The following is a 23,643-nucleotide window of genomic DNA, read 5'->3' as shown; positions in this document are numbered from 1 at the left end:
AGTAGCACGGGGCCCGAGAAATCCCGTGTGAATCTGGCGGGACCACCCGCTAAGCCTAAATATTCCCTGGTGACCGATAGCGGATAGTACCGTGAGGGAATGGTGAAAAGTACCGCGGGAGCGGAGTGAAATAGTACCTGAAACCGTGTGCCTACAAGCCGTGGGAGCGTCGGGTGAGCACTTGTGCTTGCCTCGTGACTGCGTGCCTTTTGAAGAATGAGCCTGCGAGTTTGCGGTGTGTTGCGAGGTTAACCCGGGTGGGGTAGCCGTAGCGAAAGCGAGTCCGAACAGGGCGTTTGAGTAGCACGCTCAAGACCCGAAGCGGAGTGATCTAGCCATGGGCAGGTTGAAGCGGAGGTAAGACTTCGTGGAGGACCGAACCCACCAGGGTTGAAAACCTGGGGGATGACCTGTGGTTAGGGGTGAAAGGCCAATCAAACTCCGTGATAGCTGGTTCTCCCCGAAATGCATTTAGGTGCAGCGTCGTGTGTTTCTTGCCGGAGGTAGAGCACTGGATAGGCGATGGGCCCTACCGGGTTACTGACCTTAGCCAAACTCCGAATGCCGGTAAGTGAGAGCGCGGCAGTGAGACTGTGGGGGATAAGCTCCATGGTCGAGAGGGAAACAGCCCAGAGCATCGACTAAGGCCCCTAAGCGTACGCTAAGTGGGAAAGGATGTGGAGTCGCAGAGACAACCAGGAGGTTGGCTTAGAAGCAGCCACCCTTGAAAGAGTGCGTAATAGCTCACTGGTCTAGTGATTCCGCGCCGACAATGTAGCGGGGCTCAAGCGTACCGCCGAAGTCGTGTCATTGCAGCTATAGGGCCAACGCCTGCTGTGATGGGTAGGGGAGCGTCGTCTGCCGGGTGAAGCAGCCGTGTAAGCGAGTTGTGGACGGTTGACGAGTGAGAATGCAGGCATGAGTAGCGATACACACGTGGGAAACGTGTGCGCCGATTGACTAAGGGTTCCTGGGTCAAGCTGATCTGCCCAGGGTAAGTCGGGACCTAAGGCGAGGCCGACAGGCGTAGTCGATGGATAACCGGTTGATATTCCGGTACCCGCTGTGAAGCGTCAAACATCGAGCATCGTGATGCTAAGGCCGTGAAGCCGTTCCGGACCCTTCGGGGAATGGAAAGTGGTGGAGCCGCCGGCCCAAGCGGTTAGTAGGTGAGTGATGGGGTGACGCAGGAAGGTAGTCCATCCCGGGCGGTGGTTGTCCCGGGGTAAGGGTGTAGGACGTCAGGTAGGTAAATCCGCCTGGCAATAGTCTGAGACCTGATGCCGAGCCGATTGTGGTGAAGTGGATGATCCTATGCTGTCGAGAAAAGCCTCTAGCGAGTTTCATGGCGGCCCGTACCCTAAACCGACTCAGGTGGTCAGGTAGAGAATACCGAGGCGTTCGGGTGAACTATGGTTAAGGAACTCGGCAAAATGCCCCCGTAACTTCGGGAGAAGGGGGGCCACGTCTGGTGATGATCTTTACGGTCTGAGCTGGGTGTGGCCGCAGAGACCAGCGAGAAGCGACTGTTTACTAAAAACACAGGTCCGTGCGAAGCCGTAAGGCGATGTATACGGACTGACGCCTGCCCGGTGCTGGAACGTTAAGGGGACCGGTTAGCTCCATTTCGGTGGGGCGAAGCTGAGAACTTAAGCGCCAGTAAACGGCGGTGGTAACTATAACCATCCTAAGGTAGCGAAATTCCTTGTCGGGTAAGTTCCGACCTGCACGAATGGCGTAACGACTTCTCGACTGTCTCAACCATAGGCCCGGTGAAATTGCACTACGAGTAAAGATGCTCGTTTCGCGCAGCAGGACGGAAAGACCCCGGGACCTTTACTACAGTTTGATATTGGTGTTCGGTTCGGCTTGTGTAGGATAGCTGGGAGACTGTGAACTCTGGACGCCAGTTCAGGGGGAGTCGTCGTTGAAATACCAGTCTGGTCGTGCTGGATGTCTAACCTGGGTCCGTGATCCGGATCAGGGACAGTGTCTGATGGGTAGTTTAACTGGGGCGGTTGCCTCCTAAAGAGTAACGGAGGCGCCCAAAGGTTCCCTCAGCCTGGTTGGTAATCAGGTGTTGAGTGTAAGTGCACAAGGGAGCTTGACTGTGAGACCGACGGGTCGAGCAGGGACGAAAGTCGGGACTAGTGATCCGGCGGTGGCTTGTGGAAGCGCCGTCGCTCAACGGATAAAAGGTACCCCGGGGATAACAGGCTGATCTTCCCCAAGAGTCCATATCGACGGGATGGTTTGGCACCTCGATGTCGGCTCGTCGCATCCTGGGGCTGGAGTCGGTCCCAAGGGTTGGGCTGTTCGCCCATTAAAGCGGTACGCGAGCTGGGTTTAGAACGTCGTGAGACAGTTCGGTCCCTATCCGCTGTGCGCGTAGGAGTCTTGAGAAGGGCTGTCCCTAGTACGAGAGGACCGGGACGGACGAACCTCTGGTGTGCCAGTTGTTCTGCCAAGGGCATGGCTGGTTGGCTACGTTCGGGAGGGATAACCGCTGAAAGCATCTAAGCGGGAAGCCTGCTTCGAGATGAGGACTCCCACCCCCTTTGAGGGGTTAAGGCTCCCAGTAGACGACTGGGTTGATAGGCCAGATCTGGAAGCACCGTGAGGTGTGGAGGTGACTGGTACTAATAGGCCGAGGGCTTGTCCTCAGTTGCTCGCGTCCACTGTGTTGGTTCTGAAACCACGAACAGCCATGTAGTGCTGGTTGTTGTTTGTTTCATAGTGTTTCGGTGGTCATAGCGTTAGGGAAACGCCCGGTTACATTCCGAACCCGGAAGCTAAGCCTTTCAGCGCCGATGGTACTGCAGGGGGGACCCTGTGGGAGAGTAGGACACCGCCGAACAGTTTTTGTCGGGGAACCCCGCACCTTATGGTGCGGGGTTTTCTGCGTTTAACAAGGTGAAGTGCGTCGTGCCGGGTACTAGCGTGAGCCGCATGACTGCATCGCCCCTTGGGGACTACGTGATCCGTCCGATTCGGGCCGACGAGTGGCCGGCCGTGCGGGAGATGGCGCTGCGGATGTTCCGGGACCCGATCGCGCACCTGGCGTTCCTCGACACCTACGAGCGGGCCGTCGAGCGGCCGGACTCCTTCTGGCAGGAGCGGGCCGCCGGTGCCGCGGAAGGCTCGGAGCGGGTGCGGCAGGTCATCGCCGAAGGGCCCGGCGGGGCGTGGTTGGGGACGGTGACCGTGCTGATCGAGGAAGCCGGGACGACGGACTGGGCCGGGTTCCCCGTGGAGCGCCGGCAGGGGCACGTAGCCGGCGTGTACGTGCGGCCCGAGTGGCGGGGGAGCGGGCTGACCAAGGCACTGTTCGCCGCCGCGCTGGAATGGGCGTGGGGGCGCCGGGTGGAACGGGTACGGCTCATCGTGCACGAGGACAACGGGCGGGCGCGGGGGCTCTACCGGAAGCTGGGCTTCGTGGAGAGCGGGCACACGGTGCCCCTGCCCGCGGCGCCGCAGCAGAAGGAACTGGAGTACGTCCTCGACGCCGGCTGAGGCTGGACCGGAGCTAGACCGGGAGTTCGGCGTGGGGCCAGCGGGCGCGGCCCTGTTCGCGGGAGCGGAGCAGGGCCAGGGTCGGCAGGCCCCGGTCCGCGCCGGCGGCGAGCAGCTCCGGGAGCTGGGGGAGCGGGGCCACGGCCGCGACATCGTCGAGGACGAGCGTGAGTGGTGGGTCGAGCCGACCGGAGGATGACCGTTCGGCCATGCGCCGGCCGTGCTCGACCACGCTGGAGACGAGGGCCGTCAGGAGGGGCATCGCGCCGGGAGCCGTCCTGGGGTCCTCGATGGGCTCACCTACCACGTAGAGCGTTCCCCCTTCGTGGATGAAGGAATCCAGGGCGAGGGCGTCATTTCGGTGGGGGGTGCAGCTCTCGCGGATGTTGAGCGTGGAGAGGGCGGCGAGGGCACGGGTCGTCACCTGGTGGGCCATGTCGCGGCGGTCGGGGTGCGCGGTGAGCGCGGCCTCGAGTTCGCCGGCCGTGCCGGGGGCCGCCTTGGGATGCGTACGGAGAATGCGTACGGCGTCCTGGACCTGCAGGCCCTGGACCCAGCGGTGGACGTGGCGGACGGTGCGGGCGTCCAGCGCGGCGGCGTGGAGATAGCTGCGGAGAAGGGTTTCCGCGGTGTCGGTGACCGCCTGGTCGAGCCGGGCGGTGGGGCGTACCGGGGTGAGGAGGGCGGTGGCCCGGGCGGTCGCCGTCTCCTTCGACTCGCAGCCGGCGGCGGGGGACCAGTGGAGGCGGGACGGGGTGTCGCAGCGGTGGGTGGGGTCGTAGAGGTGGACGGGGCCGAGTTTGGCCCGGGAGTCCTTCGTCTCCTGCCAGAGGGCGGGGTTCGACGTGACGACCAGGGCGGGGCCCTCCGCGTCCGTGAGGGCCTCGGTCGCGGTGATGTGGTGGGTGGGGCGGGAGCCGTAGAGGACCGCGCCCTCGGCGCGGTTCGTTGCCCATCCGGCCGGCCGCTTGCCGCCGGCCGTGGAGGTGACGGGCTCGGCCGGTGCTGGCTCCCGCAGCGGTGGCCTCGGAGTGGGTACCTCGTGGACCGGTGCCGGTGCCGGTGCCGGTGCGGGTGCGGGCACCGGGGCTTCGCGCCGTCGGCGCCGTAGGGCCTTCCAGCGCGCCAGGGTGCCCAGGACGAAGACCGTGAGGACGACCAGGATCATCAGCTGGCCGATGAGCAGGCCCCAGAAGAGGCCGTAGCCGGAGAGCGCGGAGGCGGGGGTGTCGGGCCAGGCACCGGGGAGGTCGTGCGGGTCGGCGACCAGGTGGCGCATGGCCAGCGGGGTGTGGGTGAAGGTGAGGTGCTCGGGCCAGGAGCCGTGGGCGAACAGGGCGGACAGGCCCGTCGCCGTCCACACCAGCACGGTCATGCCGAGGAGGAAGGCGAGGGTACCGAGCAGCAGGCCGTCGGGGATGCCGCCGGTGTGGCCGCCCGTCCGCCGGTCGTCCGGTCTCATCGGTTGGGACCCCTCTCCGCCTACGCCACCGTCGATTCCGACGAGTCGCCGAGGTGCTGTTCCACGAAGGCCGCCGCCCGCTCCTCCGCCTCCAGTTCGGCGGCGCGCAGGGCGTCGTCGGCGAAGTCGGCGGAGGACTGGGTCATCGCGCGGTCGGTGAAGACCAAGGGGCGTTCGGTCTCGGTGACCAGGTGTTTGACGACCTGGACATTGCCGTTGACGTCCCAGACGGCGATGCCGGGGGAGAGAGTCGGGATGATCTCCACGGCCCAGCGGGGGAGGCCCAGGACACGCCCGGTGGCCCGTGCCTCGTCGGCCTTCTGCGCGTAGATCGTCCGCGTCGACGCCATCTTCAGGATCGCGGCCGCTTCCTTCGCCGCCGCGCCGTCGACCACGTCGGAGAGGTGGTGGACGACCGCGACGAAGGACAGGCCGAGGCGGCGGCCGAACTTCAGCAGGCGCTGGAACAACTGGGCCACGAACGGGCTGTTGATGATGTGCCAGGCTTCCTCGACCAGGAAGATGCGCTTCTTGCGGTCCGGACGGATCCAGGTGTGCTCCAGCCACACGCCGACGATCGCCATCAGGATCGGCATGGCGATGGAGTTGCGGTCGATGTGGGACAGGTCGAAGACGATCAGCGGGGCGTCGAGGTCGATGCCGACCGTGGTCGGACCGTCGAACATGCCGCGCAGGTCGCCGTCGACCAGGCGGTCCAGGACGAGGGCGACGTCCAGGCCCCAGGCGCGTACGTCGTCTATGGCGACGTTCATCGCCTCCGCGGACTCCGGCTCGGGGTGGCGCAGCTGCTCCACGATGTCGGAGAGGACCGGCTGGCGCTCGACGATGGTCTCGTTGACGTAGGCGTGGGCGACCTTCAGGGCGAAGCCGGAGCGTTCGTCCAGGCCGTGGCCGAGGGCGACCTCGATGATCGTGCGGAGCAGGGCGAGCTGCCCGGTGGTGGTGATGGCCGGGTCGAGGGGGTTGAGGCGGATGCCGTGGTCGAGGGCGGCCATCGGGTCCAGGCGGATGGGCGTTATGCCCAGTTCCTCGGCGATGAGGTTCCACTCGCCGACGCCGTCCTCGCCCTGGGCGTCCAGGACGACGACCTGGCGGTCCTTGAAGCGGAGCTGGCGCAGGACGTAGGTCTTCTCCAGCGCCGACTTGCCGTTGCCGGACTCGCCGAGGACCAGCCAGTGGGGGGCCGGGAGCTGTTGGCCGTAGAGCTGGAAGGGGTCGTAGATGTAGCCCTTGCCGGAGTAGACCTCGCGGCCGATGATCACGCCGGAGTCGCCCAGGCCGGGGGCGGCCGTGGGGAGGTAGACGGCCTGGGCCTGGCCCGTGGAGGTGCGGACCGGCAGGCGGGTCGTCTCCACCTTCCCGAAGAGGAAGGACGTGAAGGCTTCGGTGAGGATGGTCAGCGGATCCCGCATCAGGCTCAGCCCCTACCTTCGGATGCCGGTGGCGAACGGAAGCGTGTTCACGAAGGCGCGGTGGTGCTCGCGGTCGCACCACTCCAGTTTCAGGTACGACTTCCCGGCCGACGCCCGGATCGTCCGCTTGTCGCGGGCGAGGGCCTCCGGGGTGCGGGAGGAGACCGTGATGTAGCCGACCAGGTTGACGCCGGCGGCGCCGCTGGCGAGGTCCTCGCCGCGCTGGTCGAGGCGGTCGTGGGCGGCCATGTCCCGGGGGTCCACCGTGCGGTTCATCTTGGCGGCGCGGGACTGCTCGGCCACGTCGTTGGTCTTCTCCGTCAGCATCCGCTCGATGGCGACCTCGGTGGGTTCGAGGTCCATGGTGACGGCGACGGTGCGGATGACGTCCGGGGTGTGGACGAGGAGCGGCGCGAGGAAGTTGACGCCGACCGGGGTCATCGGCCACTCCTTCACCCAGGCGGTGGCGTGGCACCAGGGGGCGCGGGTGGCGGACTCGCGGGTCTTGGCCTGGAGGTACGTGGGCTCCATGGCGTCCAGCTCGGCCGGCCAGGCGTTGCGCTTGGTCATCGCCTGGATGTGGTCGATGGGGTGGTCGGGGTCGTACATGGAGTGGATGAGGGAGGCGAGCCGGCCCTGGCCGAGGGGCTGGCGGACGCGGATGTCGGCCTCCTGGAGGCGCGAGCAGATGTCGGTCAGCTCGCGGGCCATGACGACGGCGAGGCCGGCGTCCCGGTCCAGCTTGCGGCCGCCGTGGGGGCGGGAGGCGCGGGCCATGGCGTGGGCCTCGGCGGCCAGTTCGCGGGTGTAGTGCATGCAGGCGACCAGGTAGGCGCGGTGCTGCTCACTGCTGGTCGACACCATGGACTGGAGCTGGTCGTAGGACTGCTGGAGCCAGGGCAGGGCCTTGTCGTCGCCGCGCTGGGCGACGTCCTTGGCGTGCGCGTCCGGGTCGGCGGGGAGGGTGCGGGCGAGCATCTGGATGCGGGTGACGAAGCCGTCGCCGTTGGCCACGTGCTTCAGCAGGGTGCCGAAGCGGTCGACCAGGGCCTCCTGGTCCTCGGAGTCGCGCAGGCCGACGCCGGGGCCCTCGATCTCGATGGCGGCGGTGACCGTCTTGCGGTCGGCATGCAGGAGGACGGCGATCTCGTCCGGGCCGAAGGGCGCGGCGAGCCAGGTGATGCGGCCGATGCCGGGGGGCGGGACGACCTCGACCTCGCGGCCGTCGAGGCGGGTGCCGGCTTCGACGGCGCCGGAGCGGTAGGTGGTGCCGCGGCGCAGGGTGCGCTTGTAGCTGCGGTTGATCTCGAACCACTTGTAGAACGTGCGGTGCTTGTACGGCACGTAGACGGCGGCGAGCGCGAGCATCGGGAAGCCGGCGAGGAGCACGATGCGCAGGGCCAGGACGGGGACGAGGAGGCCGCTCATCATGCCGAGGAACGCGCCGACGACGATGAGCGCGATCTCGCCGGTCTCGCGGTTGCGGCCGACGATCGCGTTCGGCCGGGCGCGGCCGATCAGATACGTACGGCGGGGCGTGACCGGATGGGACACGCGGGACTCGGTCGTCAACGCCCGTCACCTCCTGTGCTTGTGGTGCCGCTGTTGCGGGTGTTGCTGGCGTGGGGCGTGTTCACCGGGCTGCCGGAGCGCGGTGCGGGTGCGGCGGAGGGGACGGTTCCGCCGCCGTTCGAGGAGCGGGAGCTGTGCGCGGCGACGCCGCCGGAGGCGGGGTTGGCGGGGCGGGGGGAGGAGGACCCGCCGCCGGCCTGGCCGCCACCGCCGCCGGCGTCGCTGCGGGTGCTGTGGGTGCGGATGCCCTGGGCGACGAGGTTGGCCGGGGAGCTGATGACGGCGGCGGCCTTGTTCTCGGCGCCCTGCATCAGGCGGTTGTTGCGGGAGCCGGCGATCTCGTCGCCGAAGCCGGGGACGAAGCGGTAGATCATCGCGGAGGCGAAGATGGCCAGCAGGATGATCGCGAGGCCGGAGACGACGGCGGAGAAGGCGTCGGGGCCGTCGTCGGCGGAGAGGGCGCCCGCGAGGCCGAGGACGATGACGATGACCGGCTTGACCAGGATGACGGCGATCATGATGCCGGCCCAGCGGCGGACGTGGCCCCAGAGGTTCTTGTCGACGAGGCCGGCGTAGACGACCGTGCCGAGGAGGGCGCCGACGTAGAGCAGGGCGGCGCGGATGACGAGTTCCAGCCAGAGGACGCCGGCGGCGAGGATCGAGACCAGGGAGACGACGATCAGCATGATCGGGCCGCCGCCGATGTCCTCGCCCTTGTCGAGGGCGGCGGAGAAGTTGCCGAAGAAAGTGTCCGTCTGGTCGCCGGTGGCCTTGGCGAGGACGTCGGTGACGCCGTCGGTGGCGGAGACGACGGTGTAGAGGATCAGCGGGGTGAAGGCGGAGGCGAGGACGGTCAGCCAGAGGAAGCCGACGGCCTCGGAGAGGGCGGTGGCCAGGGGGACGCCGCGGACGGCGCGCTTGGCGACGGCCAGCAGCCACAGCAGGAGGGTCAGGATCGTCGAGGCGGCGAAGACGACGGCGTACTGCTGGAGGAACTTGGGGTTGGTGAAGTCGACGTTCGCGGTGTCCTTGACGGCCTCGCTGAGCTTGTCGACGGTCCAGGACGCGGCGTCGGCGCAGCCTTTGGCGAGGGAGGAGAGGGGGTCGGCGGTGGAGCTGACGTCCAGGGACGGGCCGCCGCCGCTCCCGGTGCCGTTGCCCTCCTGGCAGTACTCGGCGGCCTGACCGCTGATGTTGCTGCAGTCGAAGCCGCTCTCCGACGGTGACGGCGACGCCGACGGGGAGGCGCTGCCGGTGGGGTCGGGGGCGGGCGCGGCGACGGCGCGGGACGCCAGCAGGACGAGGGTGGTCTGGGCGGCCGTCACCACGCCGGCCAGCTTGAGTGCACGACGCGGGTTACCGGGCATACGTGAACCCTCCGTACTCCTCGATGGCCTTGCTGATCTCTTCGGACGTGGCGGCTCTCTGGTCGCCGGGGACCGGTACCGGTCCGTCTTCCTGCGTGTCCTTGACGATCTTCCAGTCGCCGTCGGTCCAGCGCAGGTCGAAGGTCCAGGTCCGGTAGGACGAGGTGACGGGGTCGGTGGTCTTCTCGCCCGCCATGCCGAGCAGGCCGAGGTACCAGACGGAGACCCGGGCGTCGGTGGCGCTGTACTTCTGGACGGTACTGCCCAGGGGGGTCGTGCGGGAGACGAACGTGCTGCCCTTGGGCGGGGCGCCGTCGGCGTCCAGGCCGAGCTTGGCGAGGAAGCCGGCCGAGTAGGCGGCGTCCATGGGGGCGCGCAGGGCGGCTGCGGCGTCCGGGGTGTAGAGGGCGTCGACGATCTCGTGCCGGGTGTCCGCGGTGAACATGCCGGTGGAGCCGAGGGACACCGCGTAGTTCGCCGCCGCGCTCTGGGCGCCCTGTTCGTCGTGGGCGTAGCCGGAGGGGACCGGCTTGGTGCCGGTGGGGGCGGTGGGGGAGGTGCGGGGCTTGTCGGCGGGGGATTCCGCGGTGGAAGCGGAATCGTCTCCTCCACGGTTTGCGAAGGCGATCGCGGCGATCAGGACGACGACCACGCCGACCACCGTGACCAGGCTCCGGGAGGAGGAGCGGCCGGTGCGGCGCGGGGTGCCGTACGGGTTGCCGTCGTCGCCTTCGGGCAGGCGGACGCGGGTGCCGCCGTAACCGCCGGAGCCCTGGTCGTCTCCGAGACTCATGCCGCGTCACGCCCCCTCGACGTCGTGCGAACGTGCGTGCCCCGTGCCGTGTAGTACGACGGTAGCCGTGCTGGTTCCCGCGCGGGCGCGGTGTGGTGACTCGACATCAGGGTGACGCAACCTCAGCCGGGGGGCACGACGGGCGGGTGGGACGGGGTGGAGCGGGTTCCTCGGGCCGGCGGCCGGTCAGACGGCCATGCCGTAGACGATGGTGAACAGCGTGCCGAGCGATCCGATGATGAAGACGCCCGTGAGGCCGGCGATGATCAGGCCCTTGCCCTGTTCGGCGCTGAAGGTGTCGCGCAGGGCGGTGGCGCCGATGCGCTGCTTGGCGGCGCCCCAGATGGCGATGCCGAGGCAGAGCAGGATGGCGACCGCCATGACGACCTGGATCATCGTCTTGGCTTCGTTCCCCAGTGCCCCGAAGGGGCCCCAGTCCGGAGCGATCCCGCCGATGATGGTGTTGATGTCTCCCTTGTCGGCCGCAAAGAGCATGTAAGTCACCGCCCCTGGTGGGTAGTTCCGCATCCTCTGCGGATGTGCAGAGGTCAGGCATCATTGTCGCCGACAATGCCGCTGTCGTATGTCGACTTGGCGTCATTGATTGGCGGGTTTCGTGCGAACAGCTTGCCACCGGTTCACGCCGGGCGCTTCGGCCGGCGTGGGGGACGGGGCGAGTGTTCACATGATCACTCTGTGTATCACGGCAGGTCACGCCGGGCAATCAGGCGGAGGCGGAACCTGTCGTGTGGTTTCGTCGTTAGGCCCTTCTACGGTCCGTCAGGTCTCCGGGACGGGCGGGCCGTCGGGCGGGCGGGTGAGCGGGTTCACTCGTTCTGTGGGCGAAGGCTACCTCTGTTGTGTGAGCGGCTCCGGGGTGGAGGAGGGGCTGTCAAGACGTCAGGTCGGCCGTGTCTGGACGAAAAAGCGCCACTCTTGTCGGAAAAGGCGCTGAACAGGGGCCGCATGGGGGAAGGTTGAGCCGTGCGAAAAGTGTGGGTGATCGGCGGTGCGGCGGTCGGTCTGGGGATGGGCTTCGTCATGCTGCTCGTCGTCGGCGTGTACCTGGTCGCGGGCAACCTCGCGGGCGGTGTCGGCGGTGGGGTGAAGAAACTGGCCAAGGGGGCCGTGCCCGCCGCGTACGAGCCCCTGGTGGCCAAGGCCGGCACCACGTGCGACGCGATCAACCCCGCCCTGCTCGCCGCGCAGCTCTACCAGGAGAGCGGCTTCAACCCCAAGGCGCAGAGCGCGGCGGCGGCGCAGGGGATAGCGCAGTTCATCCCCGGCACCTGGGCGATCCACGGGGTGGACGGCGACGGCGACGGCGACCGGGACGTGTGGGACCCGGCCGACGCGATCCCGTCGGCGGCCGCCTACGACTGCTCCCTGGCGTCGTACGTGAAGAGCGTTCCCGGGAATTTGACCGAAAACATGCTGGCCGCCTACAACGCCGGCCCTGACGCGGTGATCCGGTACCAGGGCGTGCCGCCGTACGCGGAGACACGGAACTACGTCAAGACGATCATGACGCTCGCCGAGAGCTTCGCGGCGCCCGTGTCGCGGGTCGATCCCTCCGAGCAGGCCGCCGGGGCCATCGACTACGCGCAGAAGAAGCTCGGCACGCCCTATCTCTGGGGTGGCAACGGCACCGCTGACCAGGGCGGACGCTTCGACTGCTCGGGTCTGACCAAGGCCGCCTACGCCTCGGTGGGGATCACGCTGCCGCGCGTCGCCAACGACCAGTACAACGCCGGGCCGCACCCGAGCCGGGACGAGCTGCTTCCGGGCGATCTGGTGTTCTTCTCGGACGACCTGACCAATTCGCGTGCCATCCGGCATGTCGGGATCTACGTCGGCGGCGGGCAGATGATCAACGCGCCCTTCACGGGGGCGGTCATCCGGTTCGACCCCATCGACACCCCGGACTACTTCGGGGCCACCCGGGTGACCGAGGATGGCGCGAAAGCGCTCCCCAAGAGGGCCTGAGCGGAGCGTGAATCGCTGCCCTGAGCTGCGGTGATGAGTCTCTCTTCGATAACGTCTGCGTGATCATTCGGTGGAGGGTGGAACGGAACGGCGGGGACCGTGCGTTCCTGTTGGCGTAGGTGTGCGAGCCGGTGGACGCCCAGCGGATTCACCACCACGGGGGTGGCAGGAGCGCGCGCGGGCGCGCCGGAGAAACATGACGAAGGGGCCGCAGCACCATGGCTGGACTCGCCGAATCCGGGTCGAACCCCGACGTCGACCTGCTCTACGACATCAACGGCCTGGCCAAGGCCGCGCCGCACTGGTTCGACCGGGTCATGGAGTTCACCGGTGAGTACGGGCTGCTGCTCGCCATCCTCGGGCTGGTGCTGTGGTGCTGGTGGGGGGTGCGGCGGCGGGGCGGCGAGGACGCGGCCCCGGCCGTCGCCGCGCTGGCCTGGGCGCCGCTCGCGGCGGGCATCGCGGTGCTGGTCAACGTGCCGATCCGGGGCTTCGTGGAGCGTCCCCGGCCCTTCAAGGACCACCAGGGCCTGGAAGTCCTCGTCGACGGCAAGAACGACTTCTCCTTCGTGAGCGATCACGCCACCCTCGTCATGGCGATGGCCGTCGCGCTGTTCGTGGCCCGCCGCAAGTTCGGCCTCGTGGCGATCGTGCTGGCGGTGCTCGGCGGGTTCTGCCGGGTCTACATGGGCGTGCACTACCCGACCGACGTCGTCGGCGGTTTCGCGCTCGGCACCGCGGTGGCGCTGCTGCTGTCGCCGGTGGCCATGGCCCTGCTGACGCCGCTGTGCCGGGCGGTGGAGCGCTCGCCGCGCGTGGGGTGGCTGATCAGCGCCCGGGGGCGAGCGGGGGCCGGGGGGCGGGGCGCCGTGATCCCCGGTGCGCGCACGGAGCGGGAGGCCGCGGGGGCCGGGGAGCGGGATCTCGCGGCCTGACCCCGACGGGGTCCCGGGGGCTGGGTCTTGAGGACTGGGCCCCGGCGGGCTCACAGGATCTGGGGGCCGGTGAACAGGCGGTCCGGGTCGTAGCGCCGCTTGATCCCCGCCAGCCGGGGCGCGGCGTCCCCGTAGTAGGCCGTCCGCCAGTCCGTCAGGTCCGGGTCGGCGTAGTTCTGGTAGGCGGCGCCCGACGCGTACGGGCGCATCGCGCGGTGCGTGCCGGTCAGCCAGGAGCGGGCCGCGCCGCCGCTCTCGCCGGCCGGCCAGGCGGCCAGGTACTGGGCGAGCATCCGGGAGCGCCGGTGCACGAAGGCGGTGGCGTCCGGGTCGACCCGGTTGACGGCCCCGCCGAGCGCGGTGAACGCGACGCTGCCGGTGCCGCCGCGCACCGCCTCCAGCCGCGACAGCAGGGCGCGCAGACCGGCCGCGGGGAGGGCACGGTCGTAGAAGTCGGAGCGGGCGGCGTACGTCTCCCGCTCCAGGGCGCCCTCGGGAGAGCGGCCCGGGAGGGTGCCGGGCAGCCGGCAGCGGGCGTCGTCGGTGTACGAGGCGCAGCCGGCGTACGCGTCCATCGCCTCGCGGTAGGTGTGGCGGTTCAGGGAGACGCCGCTCGCGGAGGCGCCGGCGCGGTCGGCGAGGCGGTCGACGGCGTTCTGGAGGTCGCCGTAGGTGCCGAGGGAGAAGGCGGAGACGGTGACGGTGGGGGTGGCGCCGGCCGCGCCGTCGAGGTGCAGGGAGGACCAGATCTCGTCGGGCTGGCCGGGGCCCCACTCCTGCCAGGCGGCCAGCACGTCGGCCGCCTTCGGCCAGGGCCAGGTCAGGTACGCGGTGACGCCCCGCGGCGCCGGGTGGGTGCGGAAACGCAGCTCGGTGACGACGCCGAAGGTGCCGTTGCCCGCGCCGCGCAGCGCCCAGAAGAGGTCCTGGTGCCGCCCGGCGTCCGCGGTGAGCTGTTCGCCGCCGGCCGTGATGAGGGTGGCCCCGGTGAGGCTGTCGCAGGTCAGGCCGTACGCCCGGGAGACGACGCCGTGACCGCCGCCGAGGGTCAGGCCGGTGATGCCGACGGTGGGGCAGGAGCCGGCCGGGACGGTCACGCCCCGGGTGGCGAGGGTGCGGTAGACGTCGATGAGCCGGGCGCCGGCGCCGATGACGGCCTCGTCGCCCGAGGCGCGGACGGTGTCCAGCCGGGAGACGTCGATGATCAGGCGGCCGTCGCCGGAGGACCAGCCGGCGTAGGAGTGGCCGCCGCCCCGGATCGCCGGGCGGACGCCGTGGGCGCGGGCGTAGGCCAGGGCGGTGCGTATGTCGTCGGTGTGGGCGACGTAGGCGACGGCGGCGGGGCGGAGGGTGTCGAAGCGGGTGTTGTAGAGGCGGGCGGCGGACCGCCAGTCGGAGTCGCCGGGGCGGATCAGGAGGCCGTCGAGGGAGCGGGCGAGGGCGGCCCAGGCGGCGGGGGAGGCGGAGCCGGCGGGGGAGGCGGCGGGGCCGGCCGACGGGCGGCCGGGGTTCTTGTCGCCGCCGGTGCCGGTGCCGGTGCCGGTGCCGGTGTCTGTGCGGGTGCCGGTGCCCGTGTCGCAGGCGGTGGTGCCCGCCGTGAGGGCGGCGGCCGCGGCGCCGCCGAGGAAGGTACGCCGGTCCATGTCGCCTCGGTCTCCTCGCTCCCGTACCCGTGGGGTCCGTGGAACGAGACGGGCGGGCGGGGCCGGAGGTTGCCCGCGGCGGCGTGATCCGGCCGCCTCACGTGCCGGCGTGGGCGCGGGCGTCCGTGCGGGCCAGGCTTCTCGCCCGGCGGGCCGGGCCGCGCCAGCCGCAGGAGCAGCGGGCCGAGCAGAAGGGGCCCTGCTCGACCGTGGTCGTCCGGTGGTCGGTGAGGTCGGTGCGGTCCGGGAGGTTCTGGGGGGCGTCGAGGCCGTCCTGCTGTGCCACGACGACCACGTTACCGGCGTCGCCCGCACGTCGTTAGCCCTGCGTACGGGCGGCCCGAGACGGCGCGACGGACGGGGGTAGACAGGCGATGACCTGGAGGCAGGGACCACACCGGCGGCTGGCCGCGGCGGGCGTCGCGGCCTGCGTCGCACTGGGCGCCGGCGGCTGTTCCGGACCCGCCGGGGCCCGGTCCGGAGACCGCCCCGGCGATCCGGTCCGCACCCTGCGCGGCGCGGCCGACCGGCTGGTCGCGGCGGGCAGCGCCAAGGCGCGCACGTCGATACAGATGGCCAGCGGCGGCACCCGGGTCACCATCCGGGGCAGGGGTGTCTACGACTTCGGCGAGCGGACCGGGCGGCTGAAGGTGACGCTGCCGGACGTGCCGGCGGGCGGCGAGGGCCGTCCGCCCATCACCGAGCTGCTCGTGCCGGGCGCGCTCTACATGAAGAACCGGGGCGCCGGCGTCCCCGCCGACAAATGGGTCCGGGTGGAGACGGCGGGCCTGTCCGACGGCAATCTCGTGACCGGCGGGGCCACCGATCCGCTCGCCGCGGCGGAGGTGCTGCGCGGCACCCGCGAGGCGGAGTACGTCGGGCGGACGGCGGTGGCGGGGACGCCGGTGCGCCACTACCGGGGCACCGCCGACCTGGGCCGGGCCGCCGACCGCTCCACGGGCAGCGCGCGCACGGCACTGCGGGCGGCGGCGAAAGGGTTCGCCACCGCCCGGGTGCCGTTCGACGCCTACCTCGACGACCGAGGCCGCCTGCGCAAGGTCCGGCACCGGTTCGGCTTCGTCAACGCCGAGCGGGCGGGCACCGTCGCGGTGGCCTCGACGACGCTGCTGTACGACTTCGGGGCCGCCGTCGCCGTACGCCTGCCGGACGAGGACGACATCTACACCGGTGAGATCGCCGAGGAGGCCGCTGTCAAGGAGGACTAGCCCGTCCGTGCCATGCGCCGTGCGCGGGGCGCTCCCTACTCTAGGAAGCCGGTGACGGCAGGGACGAGGTGATGCGCGTGGCTCCGGTCGGCGGTACGGCGGTTCAGGACCACGTGGCCCTCGCCGAGATCGAACTGTGCGGCGATCTGATCATCGCGGCCTCCGCGGCGCGGGAGCGGCTCAGCTTGGAGAGCATCGACGAGGTGCTGCGGGTCGCGGAGGAACGGGAGCGTGAGCGGGGCTGACGGCCCGGGACGCGCCCGGGTCAGGTGCGCAGCAGGCGGCCGATCGCCTTCGTGGCCTCCTCCACCTTCGCGTCGATCTCGGAGCCGCCCTTGAGCGCGGCGTCCGCGACGCAGTGCCGCAGGTGCTCCTCCAAAAGCTGGAGGGCGAAGGACTGGAGCGCCTTGGTGGAGGCGGAGACCTGGGTGAGTATGTCGATGCAGTAGACGTCCTCGTCGACCATCCGCTGCAGGCCGCGGATCTGGCCCTCGATCCGGCGGAGCCGCTTGAGGTGCTCGTCCTTGCGGTGGTGGTAGCCGTGCACGCCGCGGTCGTGGTCCGTGATCACCGCGGACCCGTCGGAGGGCGCTCCGGCGCCGGCCTCTGTGGTCGTCATCGCGTCCTCCTGTGAGACGGAACGGTGGGGGAACGGCCGGTGTGAGACAGATCGCCGTCATATACCCCTGGTGGGTATATGGTAACCAATTCGGCTGGGTATAGGGCCCTTGGCCGCCGCGTCACGGGGCGTCCGGAAACATACGCCGGGCCGCCCCCCTGCTCATCACTGTGCCTGATGGGCGACACTGGGGGACGGCCCGTTAGCCGTGGCCGGATGATGCGCCTAGCATCAGCCTGACCGAAACCGATGCATCCCGAGGACCCCACGTGCGCTTTCGTCTGACCCCCAGGGAGACGAGCTTCTACGACATGTTCGCCGCGTCCGCGGACAACATCGTCACGGGCTCGAAACTCCTGATGGAACTGCTCGGGGCGGACGCATCCGCCCGGGCCGAGATCGCAGAGCGTATGCGGGCCGCGGAACACGCCGGTGACGACGCCACGCACGCGATCTTCCACCAGCTGAACTCCTCGTTCATCACGCCCTTCGACCGCGAGGACATCTACACCCTCGCGTCGTCCCTCGACGACATCATGGACTTCATGGAGGAGGCCGTCGACCTCGTCGTCCTCTACAACGTCGAGGAACTGCCCAAGGGCGTCGAGCAGCAGATCGAGGTCCTGGCGCGGGCGGCCGAGCTGACGGCCGAGGCCATGCCGAACCTGCGCACGATGGACAACCTCACCGAGTACTGGATCGAGGTCAACCGGCTGGAGAACCAGGCCGACCAGATCCACCGCAAGCTGCTCGCCCACCTCTTCAACGGCAAGTACGACGCCATCGAGGTCCTCAAGCTCAAACAGATCGTGGATGTGCTGGAAGAGGCCGCCGACGCGTTCGAGCACGTGGCCAACACGGTGGAGACCATCGCGGTCAAGGAGTCCTGAGCCCACGTCATGGACACCTTCGCTCTGATCGTGACCGTCGCGGTCGCGCTCTTCTTCACGTACACCAATGGTTTCCACGACTCGGCCAACGCCATCGCGACCTCGGTGTCGACGCGGGCGCTGACGCCCCGCGCGGCGCTGGCGATGGCCGCCGTGATGAACCTCGCCGGCGCGTTCCTCGGGTCCGGGGTCGCCAAGACGGTCAGCGAGGGGCTGATCGACACGCCCCACGGCTCGACGGGCATGGGCATCCTCTTCGCCGCGCTGATCGGGGCGATCGTCTGGAACCTCGTCACCTGGTACTACGGGCTGCCCTCGTCGTCGTCGCACGCGCTGTTCGGCGGGATGGTCGGCGCGGCGCTGGCCGGCGGGACGAAGGTGTACTGGGACGGGGTGGTCGACAAGATCGTGCTGCCCATGTTCATCTCGCCGGTGGTCGGTCTCGTCGTCGGCTATCTCGTCATGACGGCGATCATGTGGCTGTTCCGCAAGTCCAACCCGCACAAGGCGAAGCGCGGCTTCCGGATCGCGCAGACGGTGTCGGCGGCGGGGATGGCGCTCGGGCACGGGCTCCAGGACGCGCAGAAGACGATGGGCATCGTGGTGATGGCGCTGGTCATCGCCGACGTCGAGGACTACGGCGACGCGATCCCGATCTGGGTGAAGATCGTCTGCGCGCTGATGCTGTCGCTGGGGACGTACGCCGGTGGCTGGCGGATCATGCGGACGCTGGGGCGGAAGATCATCGAGCTGGACCCGCCGCAGGGGTTCGCGGCGGAGACGACCGGGGCGTCGATCATGTTCACCACGGCGTTCCTCTTCCACGCGCCGATCTCGACGACGCATGTGATCACTTCGGCGATCATGGGGGTCGGGGCGACTAAGCGGGTGAACGCCGTGCGGTGGGGGGTCGCGAAGAACATCATCCTGGGGTGGTTCATCACGATGCCGGCGGCGGCGCTGGTGGCCGCCGTGGCCTTCTGGGTGGTGAAGCTGGCGGTGCTGTGAGCCGCGCCGCCTGACGCCGGTGCCCTTCGGGGGTGCCGGCGTTCTGCTTTGTGCGGGGCGGTGCGGGTCGGTTCGCCGGTGGGTGCCGGTGCGTGCCGGTGGGTGCCGGTGCTTGTGCGGTGAGCGGTGAGCGGTGTGGGGGTGAGGGCGGGGCGTCGCGCGGAGCGGCGCCGGGCCGGTGCCGCCGCGCCCACCCGTGCCGCCCCGGGCGGCACGACTGCCCGCGGTTACGCGGCACGTAGGCCCGCGGTTACGCGGAATGAGAAGGGCCCGCCCCCGGGAGCCAGGGGCGGGCCTGTCCTCGTGGTGGCACCGCCATGCAGCACCACGAGGAGTCTTATCCGAAGCGGCCGGAGATGTAGTCCTCGGTGGCCTGGACCGACGGGTTGGAGAAGATCCGCTCCGTCTCGTCGATCTCGATGAGCTTGCCGGGCTGGCCGACGGCCGCCAGGTTGAAGAAGGCCGTGCGGTCCGAGACGCGCGCCGCCTGCTGCATGTTGTGCGTCACGATGACGATCGTGAAGCGTTCCTTCAGCTCGCCGATCAGGTCCTCGATGGCGAGGGTGGAGATCGGGTCCAGGGCGGAGCAGGGCTCGTCCATCAGCAGGACGTTCGGCTCGACCGCGATCGCGCGGGCGATGCACAGGCGCTGCTGCTGGCCGCCGGAGAGGCCGGAGCCCGGCTTGTTCAGGCGGTCCTTGACCTCGTTCCAGAGGTTCGCGCCCTTGAGGGACTTCTCGACCACGTCGTCCATCTCGGACTTCTTGTACCGGCCGTTGAGGCGCAGGCCGGCCGCGACGTTGTCGTAGACGGACATGGTCGGGAACGGGTTCGGGCGCTGGAAGACCATGCCGACCTCGCGCCGCACCGCCACCGGGTCGATCCCGGGGCCGTACAGGTTCTCGTCGTCGAGCATGACCTTGCCGTCGACCCGGCCGCCCGGGGTGACCTCGTGCATGCGGTTGAGCGTGCGCAGGAACGTGGACTTGCCGCAGCCGGAGGGGCCGATGAAGGCCGTCACCGAGCGGGGTTCGACGGTCATCGAGATGTCCTCGATGGCCAGGAAGGAGCCGTAGTAGGCGTTGAGGCCGCTGACATCGATGCGCTTGGCCATGGGAATCACTGCTTCTTTCGGGTCGGGTCGAGGGGCCTTAGCGACCGGTCTTGGGAGCCTTCCAGCGGGCGATGCCGCGGGCCACCAGGTTGAGGATCATGATGAACGCGATGAGCGTCAGGGCCGCCGCCCAGGCACGGTCGTACGCCGCGCCCTGGCCGCCGCTGTTGATGAACTGCAGGTAGATGTACATCGGCAGCGACGCCTGCGGGTCCTTGAACGGGTTCGCGTTGATGAGGTTCGTGACCCAGACCAGCAGCAGCACGGGCGCGGTCTCGCCGGCGATGCGGGCGATGGCCAGCATGATGCCGGTGGTGATGCCGCCGATGGAGGTCGGCAGGACCACCTTGATGATCGTGCGCCACTTCGGGACGCCGAGCGCCAGGGACGCCTCGCGCAGCTCGTTCGGGACGAGCTTGAGCATCTCCTCGGTGGAGCGGACGACGACCGGGATCATCAGGATGGCCAGCGCCATCGACCCGGCGAAGCCGGAGTAGCCCATGTCCAGGATGAGAATCCACAGGCTGAGGATGAACAGACCCGCGACGATCGACGGGATGCCCGTCATCACGTCGACGAAGAAGGTGACGGCCTTCGCGAGCTTGCCCCGGCCGTACTCGACCAGGTAGATCGCGGTCAGCACACCGATCGGCACGGCGATCACGGTGGCGATGCCGACCTGTTCCAGCGTGCCGAGGATGGCGTGGTAGATGCCGCCGCCGGGCTCGGTGTCGCGGACGTAGCCCATCGAGTGGGTGAGGAAGTAGCCGTCGAGGACCTTGACGCCGCGCTTGACGGTCGTCCAGATCAGGGAGGCCAGCGGGATGATCGCCAGCAGGAACGCGACCCAGACCAGGCTGGTCGCGGTGCGGTCCTTGGCCTGGCGGCGGCCCTCGACCTTGGCCGAGATGCCGTAGGAGCCGGCGACGAAGAGGACCGCGGCGATCAGGGCCCACTGGATGGAGCTGTCCAGGCCGGCCGCGAAGCTGATGCCGAGGCCGAGCAGGACCGCGCCGGCGGCGACCGCCCAGGCGAACCACTTCGGCAGGGTCGCGCCGCGCAGCGAACTCGGCGGACGCTGGTCGGTGAGAGACGCGTTGCTCATGCGTTGGCCCCCGAGTACTCCTTGCGGCGGGAGATGATCATGCGCGCCGCGCCGTTGACCAGCAGGGTGATGACGAACAGGACGAGACCGGAGGCGATCAGGGCGTCCCGGCCCATCGGGCTGGCCTCGTTGAACTTGCTGGCGATGTTCTGCGCGAACGTGCCGCCGCCCGCGTCGAGCAGGCTCGCGTTGATGTCGAAGGTCGGCGAGAGGACCATGGCCACGGCCATGGTCTCGCCGAGGGCGCGGCCGAGGCCGAGCATCGAGGCGGAGATGATGCCGGAGCGGCCGAAGGGCAGCACCGACATCCGGATGACCTCCCAGCGCGTGGCGCCGAGGGCGAGGGCGGCCTCCTCGTGCATCCGCGGGACCTGCCGGAAGACCTCACGGCTCACGTTGGTGATGATCGGCAGGATCATGATCGCGAGGAGGATGCCGACGGCCAGCAGCGAGCGGGCCGGGCCGCCGCTCCACTCGAAGACACCGGTCCAGCCGAGGTAGGTGTCGAGCCAGCCGTACAGGCCGTTCAGGTGCGGGACGAGGACCAGGACGCCCCAGAGGCCGTAGACGATGGACGGCACGGCGGCGAGCAGGTCGACGACGAAGGCGATGGTGCCGCCGAGCTTGCGCGGGGCGTAGTGCGTGATGAACAGCGCGATGCCGACCGCGATCGGGACCGCGATGGCCATGGCGATGATCGACGACACGACGGTGCCGAAGGCCAGGACCGCGATGCCGAACTCCGGCGGGACGCCGGCCGGGTTCCACTCGAAGCTGGTGAAGAAGTTGGCCTCGTCCTTGCTGATCGCGATCGAGGCGCGGTAGGTCAGGAACGCCGCGATGGCGCCCATCAGCACCAGGACGAAGATGCCGGAGCCGCGGGAGAGACCGACGAAAATCCGGTCTCCGGGGCGGGTGGCGCCGCGGGCCGCGCGCTTGGCTTCGGCCTCGGTCGGCTGGGGCGTTGGGGGTGAGGTGGGGTTCTGTGTCGATATGTCCATCGGGTTCTCCGGTCTGCGGAGCCGTCGTGGGTACGGCGGCCCGGGCGGAACCGGCCCGGTGGGGGACGGCTCCTGGCGGCGGTGCACCGGACGGTGCGGTCCGGCCCCGGGTGGGGGCCGGACCGCACTCGGGTCAGCTCAGGCCCGAGATGGTCTCGCGGACCTTGGTGATGATCTCGTCGGGCATCGGGGCGTAGCCGGCCTCGGCCAGCAGGCCCTGGCCGTCCTCGGAGGCGATGTAGTTCAGGAACGCCTTGGTGGCGGGCAGGGTCTCGGCCTTGTTGCCCTTGTCGCAGACGATCTCGTACGTCACCAGGGTGATCGGGTACGCGCCCGCGGCGGACGGCGTGTAGTCCAGCTCCAGGGCCAGGTCCTTGCCGGTGCCGACGACCTTGGCGGCGCCGATCGCGGCGGTCGCGTTCTCGACGGTGGCCTTGACCGGCTCGGCGGCCTCGGTCTTGATGTCGACCGTCTTGATGCCCTCGGCGTAGGACAGCTCGAAGTAGGAGATGGCGCCCGAGGTCTGGGTGACCTGCTGCGCGAGGCCGGAGGAGCCCTGCGCGGACTGGCCGCCCTTGGCCTCCCAGGACTTGCCCGGCTCGTAGCTCCAGTCGCCGGGAGCGGCGGCCTTGAGGTACTTGGTGAAGTTGTCCGTGGTGCCGGACTCGTCCGAGCGGTGGAACGCCTGGATCTTCAGGTCGGGGAGCTTGGCGTCGGGGTTGAGCTTGGCGATCGCCTCGTCGTTCCACTTGGTGATCTTGCTGTCGAAGATCTGGGCGAGGGTGGCCGCGTCCAGGGTCAGCGAGTCGACGCCGGGGACGTTGAAGCCGACCGCGATCGGGCCGCCGACCATCGGCAGGTCGATGCCCTGGCCGTTGGAGCAGATCTTCTTGGAGGCGGTGATCTCCTCGGGCTTCAGCGCGGAGTCCGAACCGGCGAAGGCGGTCTGGCCCTGGGTGAACGCGGTCACGCCGGCGCCCGAACCCGTGGGGTTGTAGTTGATCTGCACGCCCGAGCACGCCGCGGCGAACTCCTTCACCCACGCGTCGATCGCGTTCTTCTGGGCGGAGGAGCCGGACGCCTGGAGCTGGCCGGAGGCGTCACCGCAGTCGACGCTGCTGCTGGCCTTCGCGGAGGCGCTGCCGCCGGAGCCGGTGTCGCTCGTGTCGTCGGAGCCGCACGCCGTGAGGGCCAGGGCGCCGGAGACGGCGAGAGCACCGAGAGCGAGGGCCCGCCGGTTCATGCGCTGAAGCTTCACTTGAGGGAGTTCCTTCCGAGAGCCGCCGTCCTGAATTCGGCGGCGTGCGAGGACTGAGCGATACGGACGCGTTTTCGTAGTGCGACCCGTATCGGGTAAGGCCGAAAGTAGGCAGAACAGGTGAAGCCGCCGATGGCCGTACGTGAACGGGGGGTGAACCCCTGGGGACGGTGCGGTGAGGTAACGGAACGCTCACGTCGAGGACACGGGGTGATTCCGGCGGGGTGCCGCGGTACGCCGACTATGGCAGGGAGATACCGGCCGGCAGGGCGTCGATCAGGGTGCGGTCCCTCGGTCGGGTGAGGCGGGCGCGGGCGGCGGCGGGCGTCAGCCACAGGACGCGGTCGACCTCGTCGTTCGGTGCGAACGCGCCGGAGACGGCCTCGGCGGCCCAGTAGCGGACCTCCTTGGGCCGGCCGTCGGCCAGGTAGCGCGCGGTGGGCAGCTCGGGGCCGGGCGCGGCGGTGTGCCCGGTCTCCTCGGCGACCTCGCGCAGCGCGCCGGCGAGGGCGTCCTCGCCGGGCTTCAGCTTGCCCTTGGGGTGCGACCAGTCGTCGTACTTCGGGCGGTGGACCAGGCAGATCTCCAGGGCGCCGGTGGCCGGCGAACGCCGCCACAGGACGCAGCCGGCCGCCAGGACCGGGGTGGTGCCGTCCGGGTCTTCGGGGCTGCTGCTCACTGTCGCCTCGCCTGGGTGCCGGGGGTACGGGGTGCCGGG

21 protein-coding genes and 2 rRNA genes (1 of these 23 cut by a window edge) are annotated in these 23,643 nt (G+C 69.5%); 9 read left to right on the top strand and 14 right to left on the bottom strand.

What is annotated here, in order from left to right:
- The 3 genes from Sdagh_RS20330 to Sdagh_RS20320 form a co-directional block, all read left to right on the top strand.
- Positions 1 to 2,663 (top strand): 23S ribosomal RNA (locus Sdagh_RS20330) (it extends 458 nt beyond the left edge of the window).
- Positions 2,664 to 2,740: 77 nt separating this feature from the next.
- Positions 2,741 to 2,857 (top strand): 5S ribosomal RNA (rrf, locus tag Sdagh_RS20325).
- Positions 2,858 to 2,949: 92 nt separating this feature from the next.
- Complete coding sequence (locus Sdagh_RS20320; protein WP_189421777.1) at positions 2,950 to 3,513, top strand: GNAT family N-acetyltransferase; 564 nt, start codon at positions 2,950 to 2,952, stop codon at positions 3,511 to 3,513.
- Between the two features lie 13 nt (positions 3,514 to 3,526).
- On the opposite strand, the gene Sdagh_RS20315 is transcribed toward Sdagh_RS20320, so the two are convergent.
- From Sdagh_RS20315 to Sdagh_RS20290, 6 genes are all read right to left on the bottom strand, one after another.
- On the bottom strand, positions 3,527 to 4,975 hold the full coding sequence (locus tag Sdagh_RS20315; protein ID WP_190078063.1) for a type IV secretory system conjugative DNA transfer family protein: 1,449 nt from the start codon (positions 4,973 to 4,975) through the stop codon (positions 3,527 to 3,529).
- A gap of 20 nt (positions 4,976 to 4,995) precedes the next feature.
- The gene (locus Sdagh_RS20310) at positions 4,996 to 6,408 is read right to left on the bottom strand and encodes an ATP-binding protein (protein ID WP_189421779.1); all 1,413 of its coding nucleotides are present in this window, start codon (positions 6,406 to 6,408) and stop codon (positions 4,996 to 4,998) included.
- A gap of 12 nt (positions 6,409 to 6,420) precedes the next feature.
- Positions 6,421 to 7,980, bottom strand: coding sequence for an SCO6880 family protein (locus Sdagh_RS20305; RefSeq protein ID WP_190078062.1), 1,560 nt, complete (start codon positions 7,978 to 7,980; stop codon positions 6,421 to 6,423).
- On the bottom strand, positions 7,977 to 9,347 hold the full coding sequence (locus tag Sdagh_RS20300) for a hypothetical protein (RefSeq protein ID WP_190078061.1): 1,371 nt from the start codon (positions 9,345 to 9,347) through the stop codon (positions 7,977 to 7,979). The genes Sdagh_RS20305 and Sdagh_RS20300 overlap by 4 nt, the downstream gene beginning before the upstream one ends.
- On the bottom strand, positions 9,337 to 10,140 hold the full coding sequence (locus Sdagh_RS20295) for a DUF8175 domain-containg protein (protein WP_189421782.1): 804 nt from the start codon (positions 10,138 to 10,140) through the stop codon (positions 9,337 to 9,339). Before Sdagh_RS20295 ends, Sdagh_RS20300 begins: the two co-directional genes overlap by 11 nt.
- A 186-nt stretch (positions 10,141 to 10,326) precedes the next feature.
- Entirely contained in the window at positions 10,327 to 10,635 is a 309-nt protein-coding gene (locus Sdagh_RS20290; protein WP_062723864.1) for a DUF8827 family protein, read from the bottom strand.
- A gap of 534 nt (positions 10,636 to 11,169) precedes the next feature.
- Between Sdagh_RS20290 and Sdagh_RS20285 the strand changes: the two genes are divergently transcribed.
- Both Sdagh_RS20285 and Sdagh_RS20280 read left to right on the top strand, forming a co-directional pair.
- Positions 11,170 to 12,126 (top strand): bifunctional lytic transglycosylase/C40 family peptidase, encoded by a 957-nt coding sequence (locus tag Sdagh_RS20285; RefSeq protein ID WP_190011608.1) that lies wholly within the window; start codon positions 11,170 to 11,172, stop codon positions 12,124 to 12,126.
- Between the two features lie 218 nt (positions 12,127 to 12,344).
- Positions 12,345 to 13,061, top strand: a complete 717-nt coding sequence (locus Sdagh_RS20280) for a phosphatase PAP2 family protein (RefSeq protein WP_190011561.1) — start codon at positions 12,345 to 12,347, stop codon at positions 13,059 to 13,061.
- Between the two features lie 50 nt (positions 13,062 to 13,111).
- Here the strand turns inward: Sdagh_RS20280 and Sdagh_RS20275 are convergent, their stop codons facing one another.
- On the bottom strand, positions 13,112 to 14,704 hold the full coding sequence (locus Sdagh_RS20275; RefSeq protein WP_190078060.1) for an FAD-binding oxidoreductase: 1,593 nt from the start codon (positions 14,702 to 14,704) through the stop codon (positions 13,112 to 13,114).
- 97 nt (positions 14,705 to 14,801) lie between these two features.
- Positions 14,802 to 14,999, bottom strand: coding sequence for a hypothetical protein (locus Sdagh_RS20270; RefSeq protein ID WP_370594901.1), 198 nt, complete (start codon positions 14,997 to 14,999; stop codon positions 14,802 to 14,804).
- Positions 15,000 to 15,078: 79 nt separating this feature from the next.
- Here Sdagh_RS20270 and Sdagh_RS20265 point away from each other — a divergent pair, with 79 nt between their 5' ends.
- Together Sdagh_RS20265 and Sdagh_RS20260 are read left to right on the top strand one after the other, a co-directional pair.
- Positions 15,079 to 15,930, top strand: a complete 852-nt coding sequence (locus tag Sdagh_RS20265; RefSeq protein WP_189421786.1) for an SCO4651 family lipoprotein — start codon at positions 15,079 to 15,081, stop codon at positions 15,928 to 15,930.
- A gap of 71 nt (positions 15,931 to 16,001) precedes the next feature.
- On the top strand, positions 16,002 to 16,175 hold the full coding sequence (locus tag Sdagh_RS20260) for a hypothetical protein (RefSeq protein ID WP_190011563.1): 174 nt from the start codon (positions 16,002 to 16,004) through the stop codon (positions 16,173 to 16,175).
- A gap of 20 nt (positions 16,176 to 16,195) precedes the next feature.
- Here the strand turns inward: Sdagh_RS20260 and Sdagh_RS20255 are convergent, their stop codons facing one another.
- Complete coding sequence (locus Sdagh_RS20255; RefSeq protein ID WP_189421788.1) at positions 16,196 to 16,549, bottom strand: metal-sensitive transcriptional regulator; 354 nt, start codon at positions 16,547 to 16,549, stop codon at positions 16,196 to 16,198.
- A 269-nt stretch (positions 16,550 to 16,818) separates the two neighbouring features.
- Here Sdagh_RS20255 and Sdagh_RS20250 point away from each other — a divergent pair, with 269 nt between their 5' ends.
- Together Sdagh_RS20250 and Sdagh_RS20245 are read left to right on the top strand one after the other, a co-directional pair.
- Positions 16,819 to 17,439 carry a DUF47 domain-containing protein gene (locus Sdagh_RS20250; RefSeq protein ID WP_189421789.1) on the top strand — a complete coding sequence of 207 codons (621 nt, stop codon included), beginning with the start codon at positions 16,819 to 16,821 and terminating at the stop codon, positions 17,437 to 17,439.
- Positions 17,440 to 17,448: 9 nt separating this feature from the next.
- A complete protein-coding gene (locus Sdagh_RS20245) occupies positions 17,449 to 18,447 on the top strand; it encodes an inorganic phosphate transporter (RefSeq protein ID WP_190011564.1) in 999 nt (332 codons plus the stop codon).
- Between the two features lie 337 nt (positions 18,448 to 18,784).
- Here Sdagh_RS20245 and pstB read toward each other — a convergent pair whose 3' ends face one another.
- The 5 genes from pstB to Sdagh_RS20220 all read right to left on the bottom strand — a co-directional run bounded on the left by pstB (position 18,785) and on the right by Sdagh_RS20220 (position 23,604).
- On the bottom strand, positions 18,785 to 19,561 hold the full coding sequence (pstB, locus tag Sdagh_RS20240) for a phosphate ABC transporter ATP-binding protein PstB (protein WP_189421791.1): 777 nt from the start codon (positions 19,559 to 19,561) through the stop codon (positions 18,785 to 18,787).
- 37 nt (positions 19,562 to 19,598) lie between these two features.
- Positions 19,599 to 20,666 carry a phosphate ABC transporter permease PstA gene (pstA, locus tag Sdagh_RS20235; RefSeq protein ID WP_189421792.1) on the bottom strand — a complete coding sequence of 356 codons (1,068 nt, stop codon included), beginning with the start codon at positions 20,664 to 20,666 and terminating at the stop codon, positions 19,599 to 19,601.
- On the bottom strand, positions 20,663 to 21,667 hold the full coding sequence (gene pstC, locus Sdagh_RS20230; protein WP_190011566.1) for a phosphate ABC transporter permease subunit PstC: 1,005 nt from the start codon (positions 21,665 to 21,667) through the stop codon (positions 20,663 to 20,665). Before pstC ends, pstA begins: the two co-directional genes overlap by 4 nt.
- 133 nt (positions 21,668 to 21,800) lie before the next feature.
- Entirely contained in the window at positions 21,801 to 22,925 is a 1,125-nt protein-coding gene (pstS, locus tag Sdagh_RS20225; protein WP_189421794.1) for a phosphate ABC transporter substrate-binding protein PstS, read from the bottom strand.
- A gap of 241 nt (positions 22,926 to 23,166) precedes the next feature.
- Entirely contained in the window at positions 23,167 to 23,604 is a 438-nt protein-coding gene (locus Sdagh_RS20220; RefSeq protein WP_226535475.1) for an NUDIX hydrolase, read from the bottom strand.
- Positions 23,605 to 23,643 lie beyond the last annotated feature (39 nt).

The sequence above is a fragment of the Streptomyces daghestanicus genome (assembly GCF_020521275.1).
GTDB lineage: Bacteria > Actinomycetota > Actinomycetes > Streptomycetales > Streptomycetaceae > Streptomyces > Streptomyces griseoviridis.
This window is presented reverse-complemented; position numbering and strand designations above follow the sequence as displayed.